Below are 14402 nucleotides of genomic sequence, written 5' to 3'. Positions count from 1 at the left end.
AGTCCGGTGCGAGCGGACATCGAGGCGCGCGACCAGTGTGTGTCCTTGCCCGGCGTGGACTCCAGCGTCGCCACGATCACGTCCTCGACCTGGTCAAGCACGATCTTCGCCCGCAGTGAGAGGTACTGGGCGGTCTTTGCCCGCCGCGCCCAGCGCGCCAGTTGGGCCCGCTCGTCCTCGGTCAGGACCAGCTCCGACTTCGGCCGGCCGATGGGGCCCTCGTCCTCAAGCCCCGCCAGCCGCTGAGCGGCGAACTTCCCACGCCACTTGCGGACCGTCTTCACGCCGGCGCCAACAGCCTGCGCGGCACCCGCATTCGACATGCCATCAGCACAGGCCAGGATGATCCGAGCCCGCTCAGCCGTGCGCCGGTCCGGCATCCCCGCCCGGCGCACAAGCTCAACACGCTCGTCCTCGGAAAGAACGATCTCCACAGCAGCAGGGCCCCGATGCGCCATGAAAAGAAGGTACCAAGTAACCCTCAGGATTTCTGGCGCATCACACTAGCGGGGCGGCCTGACCTCGCGGCGCTGGACGGCCGCAGCGCCTCCGAGGTCGTCGAGGAGGTCGGCGAGCAGGGTGCGGGCGGCGTCGAGGGCCGTGGTGCCGAAGCGCTGCCGGAGGCGTTCTTCCAGTGCCGCCCGGGCATGGCGGGCGGCGGCGACGGCTTCGTGGCCGCGGGGGGTGAGCGTGACGCGGCGGATGCGTGCGTCGTGGGGGTCCGGGAGGCGTTCGGTGTAGCCGAGGCGCTCCAGTTCGGCGACTGCCTTGGAGGCGCCCTGCTGGGTCATGTCGAGCTTCTCGGCTAGGTCGCCGATGGTGGGCCGGGCGTCGAGGAGGTGCTGGAAGACGTAGCCGTGGGACATGCGCAGGTCGGGGAAGCCGTGGGCGGCGAGTTCGTCCTGGACGGCGGAGGTGGCGGCGAAGCCCGCGAAGAGGGCGAGGGTGCCGGTGTCGAGGTCATGTGGGACGAGTGGCTGCTGCATGGGTCCACTCTGCCATTTGACAACATTGGTTGTACAACTATGGTTGTTGGTATGCCGGAGTTACATGAGCACCCCAACATCCGCACCGCCGTCCGCTATCACCAGGCGGTGTCCCGCTTCGCCGCAGGCGAGGAACTCGCCGCTTTCTTCCACCCGGACGCGGTCCACACGCAGCTTCCCAACGCCCTCTTCCCGGACAGCACCGTCCGTCATCTGCCGGACCTGATCGCCGCCGCGCAGCAGGGACACAAGCTGCTCGCCGAGCAGCACTTCGAAGTGATCAACGCGGTCGCAGCCGGCGCCCAGGTCGCCCTGGAAGTCACGTGGTCCGGCACGCTGGCCGTGTCCCTCGGCGACCTGACCGCAGGGCAGGTGCTGCGCGCCCACATCGCGGCGTTCCTCGAATTCCGCGACGGAAAGATCATCGCTCAGCGCAACTACGACTGCTACGAGCGCCTCCGCCCTGCGGCTCCGAGCGAGACCGATCGACAAGCCGAGGACGGGAAGAGCTCGCCCTGAGCACGGGATGTGTCAGCACGGTCGCAACCAGCACAAACATCGGACTCACTCAGGTGGGCCTGCCTGTGGACTGACCGTCGCCCTTCGCGTGTACGGCCGCGGGAGCCGGCCCAGTCGGGGGAAATCGTGGTCGAGCCTGGAGAGCCCGGGCTGTTGACCATTCACGCGTACGGTGACCGATGCGTCACTTTGGGTGGCGCAAACGGGCGTGTGGCTTTCCTCATGCGCGTAAGCCGGTGCGGCAACGCCGTCCAGGCCGTCGGCGCGACGGCACGGCGGCATCGGCCTCGTACGAGGGCCCGTCACCGTCGACGGTCGTTTCGTCGGCGCTTATCCGGAAACTCCGTCTGCAGATCGCGGGAGATTCCAGTGCCCGCCCGCAGACACCGGCAGAGGAAACACCATGCGCATCGGGATCATCGGAGCCGGTCACGTCGGCTCCACACTCGCCACCAGGCTCGCCGGGATCGGCCACGAAGTGGCCATCGCCAACTCGCGCGGCCCCGAGACCCTGAAGGACCTGGTCTCACAGATCAGCGGCCCGATCAGGGCCGTGACGGCTCAGGAGGCCGCCCGGTTCGGGCAACTGGTCGTCATCGCGATTCCCTACGGGCGGATCAACGAGCTGCCGATCGCCGACCTGCGCGACAAGGTCGTCGTCGACGCCTGCAACTACTTCCCTCAGCGGGACGGCCACGACCCCGATCTGGACGAGGACAGGACCACCTCCAGCGAGAAGCTACGGGCTCTCACCGGTGCCGACCTCGTCAAGGCCTTCAACGCCGTGCACTGGCAGGACCTGCGCGACCGCGGGCGCACCAAAGGTGACCCCGCCCGGCTGGCCATCCCCTTGTCCGGTGACGACGAGGAGGCCAAGGCGGTGGTAGCGGGCCTGATCCGCGACCTCGGCTTCGACCCGGTCGACGCCGGCTACCTCGGCCGCGGCGGCCGCAGGCACCAGCCCGGTACCACCGCCTTCACCGCCGAACTTTCCGCCGCGGAGCTGGACGCGTTGGTGCACGCCGCCGTTTGACGGCGGTGCGGTTGGTATGTGGGGGGTTCTTTTCCCCAGCCCCGCCCCTTCCCGAAACTGGGGCTGCGCCCCAGGCCCCCGCCAGGGGGTGGGGTGACACGTAGTGTCGCGGCTGCGGGTGCGTCGTGGCTGGTCGCGCAGTTCCCCGCGCCCCTGAAAAAGCAAAAGCCTGCGACTCCCGGCGCCCCGAGCAACCCCGCGCCCTGGAAGCCCGTACCCCCAACTCCCCGCACTCTCCCACCGGCGGGAGGGGACGTGGGCCGGTGCGTCGTATGCCCGTCGCGTAGGTTCTGTCTCAGGTCACCCGGACCCTGTGGAAGCCGAAGGGCCGTATGCCCACCCTGCGACGGGCTGACGCACCGGCCCACGGCCCCGACCCCCAACGCACCCAGGGGCGCGGGGAACTGCGCGACCAGCCACACTCAACCCGCGCCCGACACAAAACCCCGGGAGGGGCGGCGCCCCTCTCACTCACAGCCGCCGCACCCACCGAGCCACCCCCGCGGCCGCGAGCCCCGTGGCGCCGAGTGCAGCAGCGGTGGCCAGCCGGCCCGGAGATGGCGGGCGGGCGCCCGAGGCGTCGGCGTAGGCGGTGCCTGGCGCGTCCGGCAGCCCGGAAGCAAGCAGCTCCGCCAAGTGGACTCCCTCGTGCCCGGAGCTGTCGAGCTCATGGATCTGCGTACGGCAGCTGAAGCCGTCGGCCAGGACCACCGCCCGCGCGGAAGCCGAGCGCAGACGCGGCAGCAGCACCCGCTCCGCACAGGCCCGGCTGACATCCAAGTGCCCGCGCTCGAACCCGAAGTTGCCGGCCAGCCCGCAACAGCCGGACTCCAGACGCTCGGCGTCGACCCCCGCGCGGTGCAGCAACGCGGCGTCGGCGTCCCACCCCAGCACCGCGTGCTGGTGACAGTGCACCTGCGCCAGCGCCTCCGACCGGCCCACCGGCACCGGCGGAGGGACGTAGCCAGGACTGTGCTCGGTGAGCAGCTCCGCGAGGGTCACCGTCTGCCGGCGTAACCTGCGGACATCGCGGTCGCCGGGGAACAGCTCACCGGCATCGGACCGGAACACCGCCGTGCAACTCGGCTCAAGGCCGACCACAAGCCCACCGTCGTGGAGGTGTTCGGCCAGCCGGCGCACGGTCCGGGTCAGGATGCGCCGAGCGGTGCCGAGCTGCCCGGTGGAGATCCAGGTCAGCCCGCAGCACAGCGGCTCCGCGGGCAGGACGACCCGCCAGCCCGCGTCCTCCATCAGCCGTACCGCGGCCTGCCCGATGTGCGGGTGGAAGAAGTTGGTAAAGGTGTCCGGCCACAGCAGAACGGTGCCGCGCGCCCCGTCGCCCTGCGGCTCGTGGCGAGCGTGAGTGAACCACTGTTGCAGCGTCTCGTCGGCGAACCGCGGGATCTCGCGTTTCTCGACCCCCGCGACGGCGACGGCAGCCCGCGCCAGCAGGGGCGCGTGCGTGAGCGCGTTGACCGCAGGCCCTAGCCGCAGCCGGCCGACGGCCTGCGCCGCGGCCGGCAACCAGCCCATCGACAGATCCGAGCGCGGCCGACGCCAAGGCCGCCCCGCGTAGTGATGGGCCAGGAACTCCGCCTTGTACGTGGCCATGTCCACGTCCGCCGGACAGTCGGACTTGCAGCCCTTGCAGGCCAGACACAGATCAAGGGCGTCCCGTACCGCATCTGATCGCCACCCGTCCCGTACCGCACTGTCCCCGTGACCGTCCAGCATCTCGAACAGCAGCCGGGCCCGTCCTCGCGTGGAGTGCTCCTCCTCCCGCGTGACCTGGTACGACGGGCACATCACCGCGCCACCCTTGTTCGTGAGCTGCCGGCACTTGCCCACCCCAACGCACCGGTTGGCGGCCTCCGCGAAGGACCCGCCGTCGTCCGGATAGTGGAAGTACAGATCCTGCGGGTCGTACGGAGCCCAGTCGGCACCCAGTCGCAGATTCTCGTCCAGCCGGTACGGCGCCACGACCTTGCCGGGATTCATCCGGTCGTCCGGATCGAAGACCGCCTTGAGCCGGCCGAACGCCTCGACCAGTTCGCTGCCGAACATCCGCGGCAGCAGCTCACCGCGGCTCTGACCGTCACCGTGCTCCCCGGAGAAGGACCCGCCGAACTCCGCGACCAGATCGGCCGCCCGCTCCATGAACCGCCGGTACGCCGCCACCCCGTCGGCGTTGTACAGGTCGAACGGGATGCGGGTGTGCACGCAGCCATGACCGAAGTGCCCGTAGAGACTGGGCCCCGTATCGCTCTGGTACCCGAACTCCTCGAACAGCCCGCGCAGCCGCCGCAGATACTCGCCGAGCCGCTCGGGCGGCACCGCCGAGTCCTCCCAGCCCTCGAAGGTGTCGGGCCGGTGCGGCACATGCGCGGTGGCACCGAGACCCGCCTCGCGGACCTGCCACAGCTCCTCCTCGCGCGCCGGATCGTCCAGGAAGGCCACCTCCGCGTCGTGCTCGCTCTCGTGGAGCGCGCTCAGCATCCGGTGCGCCCGCGCGTCGGACTCCTCGAGGGTCTCCCCGCCGAACTGCGTCATCAGGAAGGCACGCCCCGCGGGTAGTTGGGCGATCGCCCTCGGATTGAGGTGCTTGAGCTGCTCGTCGCGGATCAGCCGTGCGTCGACGCCCTCCAGAGCCATCGGCCGGTGCGGCAGGATCTCCGGCACGGCGTCCGCGGCCTTGTCGACGCTCGGGAATCCGAGCACGACCAGCGTGCGCTCCTTCGTCACCGGCACGAGTTCCAGCTCGGCGCGCAGCACGGTGGCCAGCGTCGACTCGCTGCCCACGAGCAGTCCCGCGACATCGAAGCCGTGCTCGGGCAGCAGCGAGTCGAGGTTGTAGCCCGACACCCGGCGGGGAATGTCCGGGAAGCGGCGGCGGATCTCGTCCGCGTACGTGTCGCGCAGCGCCCGTAACTGCCGGTACAGGGTGGCCCGCAGGTCGCCGCGCCGCTCGATCTCGGTGTACTCCTCCTCACTGGTCTCGCCGCACCAGAAACGGGTGCCGTCGTAGAGCAGCACCTCCAGGCGCGCGATGTTGTCGACGACCTTGCCGTGCTGCTGCGCGGTGGCGCCGCAGGAGTTGTTGCCGATCATGCCGCCGATGGTGCAGTTCGCGTGCGTGGCGGGCTCCGGGCCGAAGCGCAGACCGGTAGCCGCGAGCTGCCGGTTCAGCTCGTCCAGCACGATGCCCGGCTGCACGACACACGTGCGGGCGTCGGTGTCCAAGGACTCCAGGCGGTCGCAGTACTTCGACCAGTCCAGCACCACCGCCGTGTTGGTGCACTGGCCCGCCAGGCTCGTGCCACCGCCCCGCGAGAGCACCGGAGCGCCGTGTTCCCGGGCCACCGCCACCGCCTCGGCTCCCGCCTCGGGCGTACGCGGCAGAACGACACCGATCGGCGTCTGCCGGAAGTTCGAGGCGTCGGTCGCGTACGCGGCCCGGCTGCCCGCGTCGAACCGCACCTCGCCGTCGACCCGCTCACGCAGCGCTGCTTCCAGCGCGGCCGGGTCGATCGGCCGCTCGGGTCGCCTGCTGACGACGGGATCGGGCAGGCTCTCCACACCCATCAAGTCCTCCTCCTGGCATCGGCTGCCGGATCACCGGCCCTGTCGTACGAGGTACGGGCCCGCCGGGTACCCAGCCGCCGCCCGCGCATGGCGCACAGCCCGAGCGGGTACACGCAGGACGCGCACGTGACCCGGTTCCGCGCCCGCACCCCCGAGGGCCGCCGAACCGCCACCACCGCTCAGGGAGCCACCGTGAAGCTCTCGTTCCTGGACCCGCTCTTCTCCCGGCCCGGCCCGTGGGCCAGCGTCCACCTCGACACCTCCCGGGACATCGACGAACCCGACAAGGCGATCGATCTGCGCTGGCGCCACCTGCGGGACACGCTGCGCGACCAGGGGACGGACGCGGCCACCGTCTCCGTCCTGGACGCGGCGGTGGGCACCGGCCGTGACCTTTCCGGCCGGCACGGGCAGGCGCTGTTCGCCGCGCACGGGCAACTCGTCCTGGTGGCGGACCTGCCCGACCCGCCCGTGCGTGACACGGCCCGATTCGACGACCTGCCCGACACCTTGCCGCTGGCGGTGCAGCGCGCACCGGACATCCCGTACGTGGCCGTCGCCCTCACCCGAGGCGTCTCGGCCGAGAAGGGCGAGTACGTCTCGGTCGTCGCCGAGAGCGGGCGGTGGCCTGTCAGCCGGGTGGCGCCGGGACCACGCCTTGACCGTCTGGTGCCGGTCGAGGACTGGCCGCGCACGGCGCCCCGTATCGCTCAGGAACTGGACGAACTCGCAGGGCGGCACCAAGCCGGGCCCGTCGTGCTCCGCCGGGACGAGGGCGACCCCTGGCTGTCGGGCGTCCTGGTCAACCGCATGCCCATCCACCTCCAGAACCGCGTGACCGTGGTCGAGAGCGGGCCCGGCACGGCGGCCGACACCGCCCCCGGCCGGCCCCTGGTGGAGACGGAAGTGGCCCGCACGCTGGACGGCCGTCTGAGCGGACCGGACCGCCTCCAGCTGGACACCTTCCTCGCCCAGCGCGCCAGGCACAGCCAGAAGTCCGAGGGCATCACCGCCGCCGTCACCGCCCTGCAACGCGGCCGGGCCCGAGCCCTCCTGCTCACCCGTTCCCCACGGCTCCCCGAGCGACTGTGGGTGGGCGCGGAGCCGTACCAAGTCGCCATGTCAGCCGAGGAGTTGAAGGCCTTCGGAGCGACGTCCGTACGTGCCCAGCCCGCCGGCGCCGCCTTGCTGCACGCCACCGCCCGCACCGGAGCCGAACTGATCGTGGTGGACCCGGACCGGGTCCCGCTGGCCGACGGAGTGGGCGTGCTGCTGCGCTATCGCGAGCCGGGGGACATGGCCGCGGATTGAGCGGATCGACATGCCCCTCGGTCGTACGGGCCTGATGTTCGCCGGGGCCACCAGGGGTACGCGGTGGGGAGGAATCGGACAACCGGACAAGTCGAACGGCGAACCGCGGGCCCTTCGGCCCGAGGAAGAAGATGATCCCGATGATCTCCCAGTTGGTTGCGGTGCCGGCCGACAAGGTGACGCTGGCCGGTGATCTCGTGCTTCCCACCCAGTCCAGGGCAGTCGTGCTGTTCGCGCACGGCAGCGGCAGTTCCCGGCACAGTCCGCGCAACCGGATGGTGGCCGCCGAGTTGCGTACGGCCGGACTCGGCACCCTGCTCATGGATCTGCTCAGCGAACGGGAGGAGAACCAGGACGCCCTGACGGGCGAGCACCGCTTCGACATCCCGCTGCTGGGGCGACGCCTGGTGGCCGCGATCGACTGGCTGGACGGCCAGCCCGAGGCGAGGGGGCTCCCCGTCGCCCTGTTCGGCGCGAGTACGGGCGCGGCGGCAGCCCTGGTGGCCGCCGCCGAGCGGCCCGAGCGCGTACTGACCGTCGTGTCGCGAGGCGGACGGCCCGATCTGGCGGGCGACGCCCTGGCACGCGTACGAGCATCTGTGCTGCTCATCGTCGGCGGCCGGGATCGCGATGTGCTGCGGCTCAACGAGGAGGCGGCCGACATGCTGCGGGCGTCACATTCCCTGCACGTGGTGCCGGGAGCCACCCACCTCTTCGGGGAGCCGGGCGCGCTGGAGGAGGTCGCACACACCGCCAAGGAGTGGTGCGTCGAGCGGGTGCGGTCCGTTGGGTCCGCACGGGAGGCCGACGAGCGGCGGTGACGTTTTTCGAGGGCTGGGCCGAGGTACCCGTGCCCCGTGTTTCTTCTGCGACCTCCCGGCGTCTACGCGCCGCAGGGCGACACCTGGCTGCTGGCCAGGGCCCTGCGGCTGGCGGCGATGCGCCCCGGTGCCAGGGTGCTGGACATCGGTACCGGTACCGGCGCGCTGGCCCTGGCCGCGGCCCAGGCGGGTGCGGGCCAAGTGACGGCGGTGGACCTCTCGCCGTGGGCGGTGATGGCGGCCCGGCTCAACGCGACGGTCCGGCGGTTGCCGGTGCGCGTGGTCAGGGGCGACCTGACGCGACCCGTCACGGGAGAGACGTTCGACGTCATCCTGGCCAACCCGCCGTACGTGCCCGCGCCCGGGCAACCGACGTCGCGCGGGGGAGCGGCCCTTGCCTGGGACGCCGGGCCCGACGGCAGGGCACTGGTGGACCGCCTCTGCACCGCCGCCCCGCCGTGCCTCACGCCCGGCGGGATGCTGCTGGTGGTGCACTCGGCCCTGTGCGGCGTCGAAGAGACGCTCGCCCGCCTGCGGGACGCCGGGCTCAAGGCCGCGGTGGTCGACCGCGCCATGGTGCCCTTCGGTCCCGTGCTGCGCTCCCGCATGTCCGAACTCGTCGCCCGCGGGCTGATCGGCCCCGGACAGGACACGGAGGAGCTGGTGGTGATCCGTGCCGACCAACCACGCCGAACCTGAGCGTCCGCGAGGTCCGCGACGCGTCGTCGTCGTACCGGACGGCCCGATCCTCATCGAGGGCCCGGTCGAGGTCGAACTGGACGACGGCCGCCGCGTCGTCTCCGACCGTTTCGTGGTGGCGCTCTGCGCGTGCAGGCGCAGCGGTACGTACCCGTGGTGCGACACCAGCCACCGACGCCGTCGCCCTTGACGGGGCGCCCTTGAAAGGGGGCCGTCACAGCCCGCGCTCGCGCAGCGATGTCCTGCCGTCGCGCCAGCAGTCCAGCAGGTGCCTCTCCATGCGGTCGTCGAGCAGTCCGGTCGCCTGGACACCGAAGACCACGTCCCCGAGGAGGGCGGGCTCGGCGTCGAGCAGGCCGCCGATGACATCGCGGCGCAGGACCTGTTCGTGCACGGCGTCGGCCTCGACGTGCTCGCTGTAGAAGAACCGGCAGGCCGGGCCCGCGCCCAGGCGGTCGATCGCGTCGACCATGCGGCGCGCGGTGGGGGCGGTGGTGATCTCCGCCGCCGCGAAGTGGCCGACCAGCGCGGCGCGTTGGGCGCGGTGCAGGCCCAGGTACGACATCAGGTTCACCGTGGCGAGCGTGACGGCCGGCGTGGCGTCCACGTAGCGCCCGTACGTCGGGTCGAGGCCGGCCTCGGCCATCAGGTCGGCGAACAGCCGGGCGTGCACCCGTTCGGCCCGGCCGCCGCCGAACTCGTCGTACTCGACCGCGACGAGGGCCGCCTTGGCGGGGCCTTCCAGGCGCGGGATGACCCAGGCCTGCGGATCGGCTTCCTTGAGCTGGTAGACGGAGCGATGGGCGAAGTATTCGCGCAGTTGCTCCCGGGTGCCGTCCCGCTTCAGGTACTGGGAGACACCGCGCGGTTCCCGTGGCTCGGCGAGGAGGGCGTCCAGCTCGCGATCGAGGTCGTCGGGGCTGTCGCCGCCGGCCACATCCTCACGCAGCGCCTCATGGAACACGCACTCCATGGCACCCCGCAGCCGCAGCAGCTCCGGATCCCACTCCCAGTCCGGGTCGACGCCCAAGAAGCCGCGGTAGTGCAGCTCGTAGCAGGCGTAGAGCGCGAGTTGGAGGTCTTCGCCGTACGGATCGGAATGCGCGACCTCGTGCAGCGGCAGTGGGCCACCTGGTGGCTGCCGGATGAGGGTGGACAGCACGGCGGAGGACAGCGGCCCGCGCGGCTCGGGGACGACGGGCTCACTCCCACGCGTGCTGACCTGCGTCGCCACGCTGGAGTCCATGGGTCACCTCGGAATGGCCGGCGCACGATTCGAGCTGCGCGAGTACCCGACGCCGATGTGCGTAACCGAAACCAGGGGTCCTCTCAACCCGGCCCGTCGTGGGAGTGGCCGGACGCGGGCGGTGGTGTGGCCGGCGTTCCTCCTCGGTATCGCGGTCTCGTTGGCCGCGAACGTTTGCGGCTGCGCCTGCCCTGGCGTGGAAGCCGATGTTGGTCGCGGGGTGGCCGCCCCGGTGCCCACGATCAGCGCGTCGTACGGCAGTTCCTCGGTGCTGCAGGCGCAGTGTGTTCGTCACGACGTACATGGACGAGAACGCCATCGCCGCGCCCGCGATCATCGGGTTGAGCATGCAGGCCGCGGTGGCCGGCGTCCTGCGGGAGGGGCGGATCGCGTCGGCTGCCGGAACGTTGGGCCCCAGACGCGCTCGTGCGGCAGCTGCTCCCCTGAATGTCACAACAGCCGGTGGCGCCCGGGCTCAACTGTGGCGTCGGGGCGCCCGCGCACTCCGGTGACGAGCACTCCGATGGCGAAGACCAGGACGAGGACGAAGATGGCGATACCGAGAACGTCCTGGAGCCCACTGGCCAGGCCGCTGTAGCCCACGTCGACCCCGAAGACCACCGAACACACGCCGGCAACGAGGGCCGTCCAGCCCAACCAGCCGGCGACCCGGCGACTCGTGAGAATCGCTGTCCCGAACAGCGCGAGGGTCAGCCCGAGCAGGATGCGGAAGTAGCTCTGAAATCCCCATTCCAGCCAGCGCACGGTCTCGGCGTTTGCAAAGCGGATCTGCTTCTCCGCGCCCGAGGCGCTGACCCATGAGTCGACGGCCTGCTTCAGTCCCACTCCGTCCAGCCCCTGCAGAACAGCCCAGACCGCGGCGGTCGCCACGGCTGCCGCGGCCGCGAGCCGAGCGACCAGGGCGGACTGGTCGGCGGAGCGCAGGACGCGGTACAGCAAAAGCAGGCCGCTCAGCGTTACCAGGACGCCGATGAACTGACCGAGATGAACGGCGATCCAGCTGCTGCTGTCCGCATACTCGGTGAAGATCGCCGGGTGGTCGTCTTCCTCTCCTGAAGGATGAAGTGCGGCAGTCAGGATGACGTTGAGAAGGAAGCCCCCGACCATGAGCGCGCCGGCGATCGTCAGCGTGCGGCGTTGCGAGTCGGCTGTATCCGCCGCTTCGCCAGCGTGCATATCCGGACTCATGAGCAGATCCAGTCCTCTCCACGTCACCGACGGACGTTCTTGAAGATCACCAGCTGAAGCCGCTCTCTCAAGGAACACCGCACCACCTCACCCGAAGGAGGTCCGATCGCGGCCGATTGCACCAGCGCGCGCTGCCGGCGGCCGCCGGCGGTCCTGTGCGCGGTCCGGCAGGTCAGCCGAGGGCCTGGAGGAGGTCGTTGCACGCCTGCTCGCAGGACCGGCAGGCTTCGGCGCACAGGCGGCAGTGCTCATGCGTATCGGCGTGCGCGGAGCATTCGTCGGCGCAGGCTTTGCAGGCGGTGGCGCACGCGGTGAGGATCGCCCGGGTGATGTTGGCGTCGTAGCCGGTGTGGCGGGACAGAACGGACGCGGTGGCGTTGCAGATGTCCGCGCAGTCCATGTCGGTGCGGATGCACTTGGTGAGCTCGCCGACCATGTCCTCGGACAGGCAGGCGTCCGCGCAGGCCGTACACGCCTGGGCGCAGGCGATGCATTCCTCGATGCAGCGGGTGAGCCTGTCGCGGTCGACCTGGCCCAGATCGGCCGGGTAGGTGGCGAGCATGTCCTTGACCGTGGTCATCACCGGTCGCCTCCTTCTGGATCACGCCGGAGGGCGGCGGGCCGGAACGGCCGCGCCTCTCCCTCTTCCGGCCCCTGCCGGGTTGGCCGTGGTCGGGCGAGACAAACGCGGTCGGGCACTTCTGGTCCGCCGGGCTCTGGCACGGCAACCTCGGGGGGGTCAGGCACGCGGACGGGTTTCGTACATGCGTACCGCGACGACGAGGCCGGAGACAGCGGTCAGGGCGGCGACGGCCCAGATGGCGGTGGTGAGGCTGTAGGCGTCGGCGAGGACTCCGGCGACCAATGCGCCGACGGCGAAGCCGCCGTCGCGCCACAGCCGGTAGACGCCGACGGCGCGGGCGCGCCAGGCGGGATGGGCGACGTCTCCGATGACGGCGAGGAGGGTCGGGTAGACCAGCGCGGTGCCGATGCCGAGCAGGATCTGGGCGGCGGCCCACACGGAGAAGGTGGTTCCTGCGGCGACGAGGGCGATGGCGGCTGCTTGCAGCAGCATGCCTGCGGTGATGAGGTGCTTGCGGCCGATGTGGTCGGACCACCAGCCGGTGAGCATCTGGCCCGCGCCCCACACGGCGGGGTAGAGGGCGGCGAGGATGCCGATCTGGGCGATGGACAGGCCGTGGGCGGCGAAGAGCAGGGGAAAGATGCCCCAGGCGAGGGCGTCGTTGAGGTTGTTGACCATGCCGGCCTGGCTGGCGGCGGACAGGGCCTTGTCGCTCAGGCTGGTGAGGCGGACGATCTGGCCGGTGGTCAACTCAGCTTCGGAACCTGGTTGTTGGGGGTGCTGGGCGGCCTCGGCGCGGGCGTGCTCGCGGGTCTCACGGACCGCGAGGGTGGACAGGCCCAGGGCCATGACGACATAGGCGGCGCCGAGGAGGAACGGCTCGGGGCGCAGCCCGGCCTGTTCGGCGATGGCGCCTGTGGCCATGGCGGTGGCGGCGACCGCGCCGTAACCGGCGGCCTCGTTGAAGCCCATGGCCAGGCCACGGCGCTGCGGGCCGACCAGGTCGATCTTCATGATGACGGTGGTCGACCAGGTCAGGCCCTGGTTCATGCCGAGCAGGACGTTGGCGCCGATGATCCAGGCCCAGGTCGGCCCCCAGGCCAGCATGGCGGGCACAGGCAGCGCGATCAGCCATCCGGCGATCAGGACCGGCTTGCGGCCGAAGCGGTCCGACCAGGTGCCGGCGAAGAAGTTGGTGATGGCCTTGGTGGCGCCGAAGGCCAGGATGTAGGCCCTGTTCTCGTATAGCTACGGCGAGGGGACAAGTAGCTCAGTGTGATTTCAGGGCCTCTGCTTGAGTGTGGGGCTCGGGGACCGCTCCGTTGTTCATGGCGGCGAAGTCGGCGTGTGCGGCCTCGACGGCTTCGGGGTACGCCTTGCGCTTGGCGTGCTCGGCCAGCGCCCGGTAGATGCTCGCCACTGAGGGACTCTGCCCCTTCCGCTTGCCGGTGGGGATGATCAGGTCGGGCTGGATCTGCTCGACCGACTCCCCGTGCACCCTCCGCCGCAGCACGGTGTGGAGCATGTCGTCGGTGATGACCGGCGGCCGGCCGCCGTGCTTGCCCTTGCGAGCCGCGGTGTCGAGCCCCTCCAGCGTGGACTCGCGGATGTTCTCCCGCTCGGTCTCCGCCATCGCCGCGAAGAACGCGAACAGCAGTTTGCCCGGGCCGGTGGGGTCGTAGATGCCGGGCAGAGGCCCGGCGAGCATCTCCAGCACCAGGCCGTGCGCGGTGAGGTGGTCGGCGAGCGCGGTGAGTTCGGCGGCGTCCCGGCCAAGGCGCTTCATCTCGTACACCGTGAAGATGACACGGCAGTGCGGGGCGTGCGCCTTGACCTCCCGCGCGGTCCGCAGCGCCTCCTCGAACCGGGGGCGTACCCGGACGCGGGTGCTGATCTTCTCGCTGAAGATCTTGTCCCTCGGGATGCCGTGCTTGCTGAGCGCGTCGAGCTGGGAGTCGAGTTCCTGCCCGAGCGTCGAGCATCTCGCGTAGCCGATGCGGATGTCCGCGCTCGGCAGGTCCGGGTCGATCGGCGCCGGCGGCGGGGTGCCCGGCCTCCACGGCCGGCCCGGTCCGCGGTCGGCCGGGGTCGGCACCCGCAGCGCCTTCTTCAGCCGGGGCACCTGGGTGAAGCGGCGGGTGTGGTAGGCGGAGGCGACCGCGCCGCCGCGCGAGCGGCACGGCGAGCCGGGCTGAGCGTCACACTTCGGACAGGCGTGCTGTTCGACGTCGCCGGCATCCGACCGGTCGGTTGGGGAAGGCTGCTGAGGGTCCGTCATGGGCCCGGATTTTCGCACAATGCAACTCTCAGAAGGGGGTCCGTCCCGCTTTTGAGTGAGAACGGGTTCTGCGAACGAATCCGGGTCCGGCGGAGGCCCGACGACCCGCAATTGATCTTACTCGCGCAAAGGACC

General features: G+C 70.9%; 14 protein-coding genes. 6 read left to right on the top strand and 8 right to left on the bottom strand.

Translation table 11 applies throughout. The features are described from left to right. Positions 1-323: helix-turn-helix domain-containing protein (locus tag ACGFNK_RS20310; protein WP_393417668.1), on the bottom strand; the 323-nt coding region annotated here is incomplete at its 3' end. Positions 324-503: 180 nt separating this feature from the next. Further along, positions 504-986: a MarR family winged helix-turn-helix transcriptional regulator gene (locus tag ACGFNK_RS20305; RefSeq protein WP_393417666.1), complete on the bottom strand. Its 483-nt coding sequence runs from the start codon at positions 984-986 to the stop codon at positions 504-506. 51 nt (positions 987-1037) lie between these two features. On the opposite strand from ACGFNK_RS20305, the gene ACGFNK_RS20300 reads away from it, so the two are divergent. Both ACGFNK_RS20300 and ACGFNK_RS20295 read left to right on the top strand, forming a co-directional pair. Then, complete coding sequence (locus ACGFNK_RS20300; RefSeq protein ID WP_393417664.1) at positions 1038-1505, top strand: nuclear transport factor 2 family protein; 468 nt, start codon at positions 1038-1040, stop codon at positions 1503-1505. A 403-nt stretch (positions 1506-1908) separates the two neighbouring features. Further along, positions 1909-2538, top strand: a complete 630-nt coding sequence (locus ACGFNK_RS20295; protein WP_393417662.1) for an NADPH-dependent F420 reductase — start codon at positions 1909-1911, stop codon at positions 2536-2538. 471 nt (positions 2539-3009) lie between these two features. Here the strand turns inward: ACGFNK_RS20295 and ACGFNK_RS20290 are convergent, their stop codons facing one another. Beyond that, a complete protein-coding gene (locus tag ACGFNK_RS20290; protein WP_393417660.1) occupies positions 3010-6120 on the bottom strand; it encodes an FAD-binding and (Fe-S)-binding domain-containing protein in 3111 nt (1036 codons plus the stop codon). A 126-nt stretch (positions 6121-6246) separates the two neighbouring features. Here ACGFNK_RS20290 and ACGFNK_RS20285 point away from each other — a divergent pair, with 126 nt between their 5' ends. The 4 genes from ACGFNK_RS20285 (at position 6247) to ACGFNK_RS20270 (ending at position 9141) form a co-directional block, all read left to right on the top strand. Beyond that, on the top strand, positions 6247-7431 hold the full coding sequence (locus ACGFNK_RS20285; RefSeq protein WP_393417658.1) for a hypothetical protein: 1185 nt from the start codon (positions 6247-6249) through the stop codon (positions 7429-7431). 140 nt (positions 7432-7571) lie between these two features. Next, on the top strand, positions 7572-8252 hold the full coding sequence (locus ACGFNK_RS20280; protein WP_393417702.1) for a dienelactone hydrolase family protein: 681 nt from the start codon (positions 7572-7574) through the stop codon (positions 8250-8252). Between the two features lie 36 nt (positions 8253-8288). After that, a complete protein-coding gene (locus ACGFNK_RS20275) occupies positions 8289-8951 on the top strand; it encodes a HemK2/MTQ2 family protein methyltransferase (RefSeq protein ID WP_393417656.1) in 663 nt (220 codons plus the stop codon). Next, the gene (locus ACGFNK_RS20270) at positions 8926-9141 is read left to right on the top strand and encodes a CDGSH iron-sulfur domain-containing protein (protein ID WP_386351662.1); all 216 of its coding nucleotides are present in this window, start codon (positions 8926-8928) and stop codon (positions 9139-9141) included. Before ACGFNK_RS20275 ends, ACGFNK_RS20270 begins: the two co-directional genes overlap by 26 nt. A gap of 24 nt (positions 9142-9165) precedes the next feature. On the opposite strand, the gene ACGFNK_RS20265 is transcribed toward ACGFNK_RS20270, so the two are convergent. The 5 genes from ACGFNK_RS20265 to ACGFNK_RS20245 form a co-directional block, all read right to left on the bottom strand. Beyond that, complete coding sequence (locus ACGFNK_RS20265) at positions 9166-10197, bottom strand: iron-containing redox enzyme family protein (protein ID WP_393417654.1); 1032 nt, start codon at positions 10195-10197, stop codon at positions 9166-9168. A 450-nt stretch (positions 10198-10647) separates the two neighbouring features. Further along, a complete protein-coding gene (locus ACGFNK_RS20260) occupies positions 10648-11394 on the bottom strand; it encodes a DUF4386 family protein (protein WP_393417653.1) in 747 nt (248 codons plus the stop codon). 184 nt (positions 11395-11578) lie between these two features. Further along, on the bottom strand, positions 11579-11986 hold the full coding sequence (locus ACGFNK_RS20255) for a four-helix bundle copper-binding protein (RefSeq protein WP_393417651.1): 408 nt from the start codon (positions 11984-11986) through the stop codon (positions 11579-11581). A gap of 159 nt (positions 11987-12145) precedes the next feature. Continuing rightward, positions 12146-13213, bottom strand: coding sequence for an MFS transporter (locus ACGFNK_RS20250; RefSeq protein ID WP_393417700.1), 1068 nt, complete (start codon positions 13211-13213; stop codon positions 12146-12148). Between the two features lie 46 nt (positions 13214-13259). Continuing rightward, a complete protein-coding gene (locus ACGFNK_RS20245) occupies positions 13260-14267 on the bottom strand; it encodes a recombinase family protein (protein WP_393417649.1) in 1008 nt (335 codons plus the stop codon). Positions 14268-14402 lie beyond the last annotated feature (135 nt).

This window comes from Streptomyces sp. NPDC048825 (assembly GCF_043198355.1).
Lineage (GTDB): Bacteria > Actinomycetota > Actinomycetes > Streptomycetales > Streptomycetaceae > Streptomyces > Streptomyces xiangluensis.
This window is presented reverse-complemented; position numbering and strand designations above follow the sequence as displayed.

Excerpts from the sequence above, each read along its gene's own strand:
- ACGFNK_RS20265 (WP_393417654.1), bottom strand. The coding sequence starts at position 10,197 with ATGGACTCCAGCGTGGCGACGCAGGTCAGCACGCGTGGGAGTGAGCCC.
- ACGFNK_RS20305 (WP_393417666.1), bottom strand. The coding sequence starts at position 986 with ATGCAGCAGCCACTCGTCCCACATGACCTCGACACCGGCACCCTCGCC.
- ACGFNK_RS20280 (WP_393417702.1), top strand. The coding sequence starts at position 7,572 with ATGATCTCCCAGTTGGTTGCGGTGCCGGCCGACAAGGTGACGCTGGCC.
- ACGFNK_RS20245 (WP_393417649.1), bottom strand. The coding sequence starts at position 14,267 with ATGACGGACCCTCAGCAGCCTTCCCCAACCGACCGGTCGGATGCCGGC.
- ACGFNK_RS20255 (WP_393417651.1), bottom strand. The coding sequence starts at position 11,986 with ATGACCACGGTCAAGGACATGCTCGCCACCTACCCGGCCGATCTGGGC.
- ACGFNK_RS20295 (WP_393417662.1), top strand. The coding sequence starts at position 1,909 with ATGCGCATCGGGATCATCGGAGCCGGTCACGTCGGCTCCACACTCGCC.
- ACGFNK_RS20260 (WP_393417653.1), bottom strand. The coding sequence starts at position 11,394 with ATGCACGCTGGCGAAGCGGCGGATACAGCCGACTCGCAACGCCGCACG.
- ACGFNK_RS20300 (WP_393417664.1), top strand. The coding sequence starts at position 1,038 with ATGCCGGAGTTACATGAGCACCCCAACATCCGCACCGCCGTCCGCTAT.
- ACGFNK_RS20290 (WP_393417660.1), bottom strand. The coding sequence starts at position 6,120 with ATGGGTGTGGAGAGCCTGCCCGATCCCGTCGTCAGCAGGCGACCCGAG.